The sequence below is a fragment of the Arthrobacter sp. Hiyo1 genome (assembly GCF_001263615.2).
GTDB lineage: Bacteria > Actinomycetota > Actinomycetes > Actinomycetales > Micrococcaceae > Arthrobacter.
The window spans coordinates 421508-427436 of sequence record NZ_DF952471.1 but is presented as its reverse complement, the minus strand read 5'-3'; the positions used below and the strand labels follow the sequence as shown (position 1 = coordinate 427436).

Genomic DNA, 5929 nt, shown 5'->3' with positions numbered 1-5929 from the left:
TTCGGCGGGTTTCCCGCCAGGCGCACCGGCCGCCGTCGTTGTCGCTAGTAGTTGTAGTTGTAACGCGAAGCCGTGGCGGCAAAAATCGCGACAAAGACCCAGAAGATGGTTACGGCAACAATCCCCAGGTATCCCAGTACAAGGCCCGCGATGGCCATGCCCTTGCCGGCTGGTTCCTTCCTGAGGGCCATGTGGCCGAGGATCACCGCGGCAATCTGGGGCAGGACGAAGAAGCCAAGGCCCACGAAGACCGCGATCCCGCAGCACATGCTCGCAATGCTCAGGCCCTTCGGCTCGACCGGCATGCCGTAGTAGGCGGGCTGGCCGTAGGGACTGGCCGGCTGCCCGTAGCCAGGCGGTCCTTGGGGAGGTTGTTGACCATACGGCGAAGCGGGCTGGCCGTAAGGGCTGGCCGGCTGCTGGCCATAGGGCGGCTGGACGTACTGAGCCGGACCACCCTGGGGCTGTTGCGGCTGTGGTTGGCCGTAGGGGCCGGAAGCCGCCGGCGAGGCAAACGGCTGCTCGCCATACGGGTTCTCACCGGCTTGGGGTGCAGGCGGAATGTACGACGGTGGCTCGTAGCCCTTGGGCGGTTCGTCACCCTCGGGAGCGTTCTCGGGTTTAGCTGGCTGGTCGGTCATGGAATATCCCCCTTGCGAGTCTTTGTGCCCAGCCTACCGCCGAGCGAAGGCGCACATAAGCTCGCAGAGCCCCGGCTCCGCAACGCCATGCCGCACTCCGGTAAACGGGCAGTGAATCTTCGTCGATCATGCGGAAATACGAAGTCACAGGCCCCGCAATAGTCGGTTTTCTCTTCTAGCGCACCGGGCGGTCTGGCATGCTGGGTCAATGGCTAGCCGTGCGGGCACTGTTGCCCTTCCCCAGGACCTTGTAGACATCACCGCTCTTCTTGACGCGTACTACGACGTGACGCCGGATCTTAGTGATCCCGCACAACGCGTTGCCTTCGGCACCTCCGGGCATCGGGGGTCGAGCCTCAAGGCCTCATTCAATGAAGGGCATATCCTCGCCATCACCCAGGCGATCGTGGAATACCGCGCCGGGCAAGGCATCACCGGCCCACTCTTCCTGGCCAAGGACACCCACGGGCTCAGCGAACCGGCGCAGAATTCCGCCCTTGAGGTCCTCGCCGCCAACGGTGTCAACGTACTGATCGACGCGCGCCACGGCTACACGCCCACCCCGCCCTGAGCCACGCGATCCTGAAATACAACAACGAAGCCGGCCCCGGGCAGCCCCAGGCAGACGGCATCGTGGTCACCCCGAGCCACAACCCTCCGGCCGACGGCGGTTTCAAGTACAACCCCCCGCACGGCGGCCCTGCAGACACCGACGCCACCGGCTGGATCGCCAACCGCGCCAACGAGCTCCTGGAAAACGGGCTGCGCGGCGTCAAGCGGATTCCGTTGAACGACGCCCTCAAAGCGGATGGCACGGGCAAGTTCGATTTCCTGAGCAGCTACGTGGACGATCTCCCTTCCGTCCTGGACCTCGATGCGATCCGCACCGCCGGCGTACGCATCGGCGCGGACCCCATGGGCGGCGCATCCGTGGACTACTGGGGTGAAATCGGCGAACGCCACCAGCTCGACCTGACCGTGGTCAACCCCACCGTGGACCCGCAGTGGGCTTTCATGACCCTCGACTGGGATGAGAAGATCCGCATGGACTGCTCCTCGCCGTCGGCCATGGCCTCACTCATCAAGCGCATGTCGGACAGTGCTTCGGCCGGAACGGGCGCCTTCGACGTTGCCACCGGAAACGACGCCGACGCCGACCGCCACGGCATCGTGACGCCCGACGGCGGCTTGATGAACCCGAACCACTACCTCGCCGTCGCGATCGACTACCTATACCGCAACCGCACAGGCTGGAACCCGGAGTCCGTCGTCGGCAAGACCCTTGTCTCCTCCTCCATCATCGATCGCGTTGCCGCGGGGCTGGGCCGCAAGCTCGTGGAAGTTCCCGTGGGCTTCAAGTGGTTCGTTCCCGGCCTGCTCTCGGGCGAGGGTGCCTTCGGCGGCGAAGAATCCGCGGGCGCCTCCTTCAACAAGCGCGACGGAAGCGTCTGGACCACCGACAAGGACGGCATCCTGTTGGCCCTCCTGGCATCGGAGATCACGGCCGTCACCGGCAAGTCGCCGTCGCAGCTCTACAAGGGCCTCACGGACCAGTTCGGCGCGCCCGTCTATGCCCGGATCGACGCCGCTGCGACGCGGGAGCAGAAGGCCAAGCTCGGCAAGCTCTCCGCCGCGGATGTCACAGCCACCACGCTGGCGGGCGAGGACATCACCGCCAAGTTGACCGAGGCTCCCGGCAACGGCGCCTCGATCGGCGGGCTCAAGGTTGTCACAGAGAACGCCTGGTTCGCGGCCCGTCCGTCGGGAACCGAGGACGTCTACAAGATCTACGCCGAGTCCTTCAAGGGAGCCGACCACCTCAAGCAGGTCCAAGAAGAGGCCAAGGCGCTCGTGGACGGCGTGATCTCCTAGACCTCGCTAGTTTGGCTCCGCCGGGAGGCGCCACACTTTCAGGATCCGCCGGATCGTGTGGTTGCCTTCCGGCGCCATGTCCACCAGTGCGATCTGATCGAGCACGACGGCGTCACCCGGCTTGGGGCGCTTGCCGTCGTGATGCGAAATGTGCGGACGGTAGTTCTCCATGACGTATCGCGGGGTTGCCGCGCGCCCACCGACACTCTCCATGGCTTCGAACAGTTCCTCATGCAGACCCTGCAAAATGGGATGGTGTTCCACCAGGCTGACCGGGATGGACCCTTGGTGACCGAATCCGGCGTCGGGCCCCACCGTCAGTTCAGCCCCGAGGGCGCCCATCGCGGGGGCCGTCACAAGCTCGCTGAGGCGCGCGGCGACGTCGACACCATCGGAGGGCTCGACGTCGAACCTCAACAGGGTGATGTGCAGCGGCCAGTCACTGCGTGGGAAGACGAGCCCGTCAGCCACGGCTTCGACGAACGCCACGAGAATGAGGTTCCGCATAAGGAAATTTTGCCACCGCGACGCCCTCCCCCGGCGACGATCATTCCCAAAGGTGAGCGAGGGTCGCTCGAAAAGGCGCTAAAGGTGAGCGAGCGTCGCTCGAGGACAACGCCCGCTCAGATATACCGCCTTAAGCGCGAACGCTCACTCACAAGAGTGAGCGAGCGTCGGCGGAAAAGGCCCTAAAGGTGAGCGAGGGTTAGACGGTACGGACGACATCCTCGTACGCGAACTTCGGCTTGGCTTCGCCGAAGGCGTCCGGACCCGGCTGGCCGATGTTGACCACGAGGAAGCTCTTCTGGTCACCGGCGGGGAAGAACTCGGCGTCGATCGCAGCGAAGTCGGCACCGGTCATGGGGCCGGCGGCGAAGCCGAGGGAGCGGACGGCGAGGATGAAGTAGCCGGCCTGCAGGTGGGCGTTGTTGTTGCCCGTAGTTGCGGTGAACTCGGGGTTGGCGTCGTACATGGCCTTCGGGGCAGAGTAGACCGGGAGGAATTTGTCCCACTGCTCGTGCCAGGCGGTGTCGTAGGAGAGCACGGCGACCAGCGGAGCAGAGGCGGTCTTGGCCTTGTTGCCCGGAGAGAGGGTCTCGACGAGCTTGGCGCGGGCCTCGTCCGAACGGACGTAGGTGACGCGCAGCGGCTGGGAGTTGAACGCTGTCGGGCCGAACTTGGTCAGTTCGTAGATGGCCTGTGCTTGCTCGTCCGAGACCTCACCGGCAAAGGAGTTGGCAGTGCGGGCTTCGGCAAAGATGGCGTCGACTGCTGCGGCGTCAATCACTGCTTCTTCGTGGGCGATCGTCATTCGCGTACCTTTCGCTGTGCCCGCAGCCATCGACGGCCGGGCGCTTATGCTTTCCATGGTTGCAACTTCAACTTCCCTCCGCCTCTTCCCGTGAAGCCACGTGACGTTCCACACAGCGGAATCGGCAGGCCGTACGGGCGGTAAGGTTGCACCCGGACAATCACAACTTTCAGGGAAGGCTCCCGCAGATGAGCAGGCTCGGAACCAAATGGAAGCTGCACGGCAACGGCAAGACGATCCGGCCGGGACACGTGGTGGCACCCGAGGAGCGGCTGGCATGGCCGCTGACCATCGGCGTCGGCATGCAGCACGTCGTCGCGATGTTCGGAGCCACCTTCCTTGTGCCCATCATCACGGGCATGCCACCGGCCACCACACTGCTCTTTTCCGGCATCGGCACCCTGTTGTTCCTGGTCATCACCAAGGGGCGCGTACCGAGCTACCTCGGTTCGAGCTTTGCCTTCATAGCCCCCATCCTGGCGTCCCAGCAGCAGTTCGGCGTTCCCGGCGCGCTCGGCGGAGTGGTGCTTGCCGGCGTCGTACTGGCGCTCGTCGGCGCGGTGGTGCAGAAGTTCGGCGCTGAGTGGATCAACCGGACCATGCCACCTATTGTCACGGGCGCGATCGTCGCCCTGATCGGCCTCAACTTGGCGCCAGCCGCAAAAGCCAACTTCGATAAGGCCCCCGTCACCGCCCTCGTGACGCTGGTGACGATCATCCTGGTGAGCGTCCTCTTCCGCGGCATTCTGGGCCGCCTGAGCATCCTGGTGGGCGTGGTGGTGGGCTACCTCACCGCCATGACGCGCGGCGAAGTGGACTATTCCAAGATGGACGCGGCGTCGTGGATCGGCCTGCCGCACTTCCAGACTCCGGAGTTCCACCTCGGCGTCGTGGGCTTGTTCGTACCGGTCGTCCTGGTGCTGGTGGCCGAGAACGTAGGGCACGTGAAGTCCGTGGCCGCGATGACGGGACGCAACCTCGACGACGTCTCCGGGCGCGCGTTGATGGCCGACGGCGTCGCGACCGTCCTCGCCGGGTTCGGCGGCGGCTCCGGCACCACCACCTACGCGGAGAACATCGGCGTCATGGCGGCGACGAAGGTCTATTCGACGGCGGCCTACTGGGTTGCCGGTGCCTTCGCCATCCTCTTGAGCTTCTCGCCCAAGTTCGGCGAACTCATTGCCACCGTTCCCCCCGGCGTGCTGGGCGGTGCCGCGACCATGCTCTACGGGATGATCGGCGTCCTGGGCGTGAAGATCTGGGTGCAGAACAAGGTCAACTTCTCCAACCCGATCAACCTGACCACAGCCGCCGTCGCACTGATTATCGGGATCGCGGACTATACGTGGACCATCGGCGAATTGAAGTTCACGGGCATCGCGCTGGGTTCGGCCGCTGCCCTGGCGGTCTATCACGGCATGAAGGGTCTGGCCCGTTGGCGCGGGACGGTTGCCGAGCCGGAGATGGAGACGGCGGGACTGCCGCCGGCGGCCAAAGCAGCGATGAACGCCGCGGCAAAGAGGAGTGGGAAGAAGCGGTAAGGGGCCGCCCAGCGCAATTCATGCATTCGGCGGGGAGGGCAACCCTCTCCGCCGAACACAGCTCGCTAGCCGAACACCGGTAGCTATGAGAGGCGACTACGCACAATCTCGCTGACCGCCTTGCCGTCGAAGCGGCCGGCGACCTTTTCGGTGACCGGTTTCATGACATAGCCCATGTGCATCAGGGACAGCTCCACGCCTTCGGCCTTGAGTGAGGCGATGACCTCGTCAACGATGGACTCGACCTCGGCGGCGGTCAGTGGTTCCGGCAGGTAGGCCTCGATGACCTCGGCATCCGCAATCTCCGTGGCGGCCCGCTCGGACTCTCCGGCCTCCTCGTAGAGGCGGGCGACCTCGTGATATTGCGCGGCCTCTTTCTGCAACATGGCCGTGATCTGGGCGTCGTCCAAGTGGATCGGCGCCTGTCCGGCCTTCTCACGGGTATCGATCTCGCTCAGGACGTTGCGCGTGGCGTTCAGGGCTACGCGGTTGCCATCCTTCATATGGCTGACGACGTCTGCGTGCAGCCGCTCTTTCAAGGTGGACATGGTGTGCTCCTCGAT

5 protein-coding genes and 1 pseudogene are annotated in these 5929 nt (G+C 64.9%); 2 read left to right on the top strand and 4 right to left on the bottom strand.

Annotated features, from left to right (window positions below; genetic code table 11):
* Positions 1 to 44: 44 nt before the first annotated feature.
* Positions 45 to 641 (bottom strand): DUF4190 domain-containing protein, encoded by a 597-nt coding sequence (locus tag AHiyo1_RS13515; protein WP_059388913.1) that lies wholly within the window; start codon positions 639 to 641, stop codon positions 45 to 47.
* Positions 642 to 849: 208 nt separating this feature from the next.
* Here AHiyo1_RS13515 and pgm point away from each other — a divergent pair.
* Positions 850 to 2513: pseudogene (gene pgm, locus AHiyo1_RS13510) on the top strand (phosphoglucomutase (alpha-D-glucose-1,6-bisphosphate-dependent)).
* A gap of 6 nt (positions 2514 to 2519) precedes the next feature.
* On the opposite strand, the gene AHiyo1_RS13505 reads toward pgm, so the two are convergent.
* Both AHiyo1_RS13505 and AHiyo1_RS13500 read right to left on the bottom strand, forming a co-directional pair.
* On the bottom strand, positions 2520 to 3020 hold the full coding sequence (locus AHiyo1_RS13505) for a 2'-5' RNA ligase family protein (protein WP_059388912.1): 501 nt from the start codon (positions 3018 to 3020) through the stop codon (positions 2520 to 2522).
* A gap of 199 nt (positions 3021 to 3219) precedes the next feature.
* Complete coding sequence (locus tag AHiyo1_RS13500) at positions 3220 to 3825, bottom strand: malonic semialdehyde reductase (protein WP_059388911.1); 606 nt, start codon at positions 3823 to 3825, stop codon at positions 3220 to 3222.
* Positions 3826 to 4013: 188 nt separating this feature from the next.
* Between AHiyo1_RS13500 and AHiyo1_RS13495 the strand changes: the two genes are divergently transcribed.
* Complete coding sequence (locus tag AHiyo1_RS13495) at positions 4014 to 5366, top strand: uracil-xanthine permease family protein (RefSeq protein ID WP_059388910.1); 1353 nt, start codon at positions 4014 to 4016, stop codon at positions 5364 to 5366.
* 83 nt (positions 5367 to 5449) lie between these two features.
* Here the strand turns inward: AHiyo1_RS13495 and AHiyo1_RS13490 are convergent, their stop codons facing one another.
* Positions 5450 to 5914 (bottom strand): GatB/YqeY domain-containing protein, encoded by a 465-nt coding sequence (locus tag AHiyo1_RS13490; RefSeq protein ID WP_059388914.1) that lies wholly within the window; start codon positions 5912 to 5914, stop codon positions 5450 to 5452.
* Between the last annotated feature and the right edge of the window lie 15 nt (positions 5915 to 5929).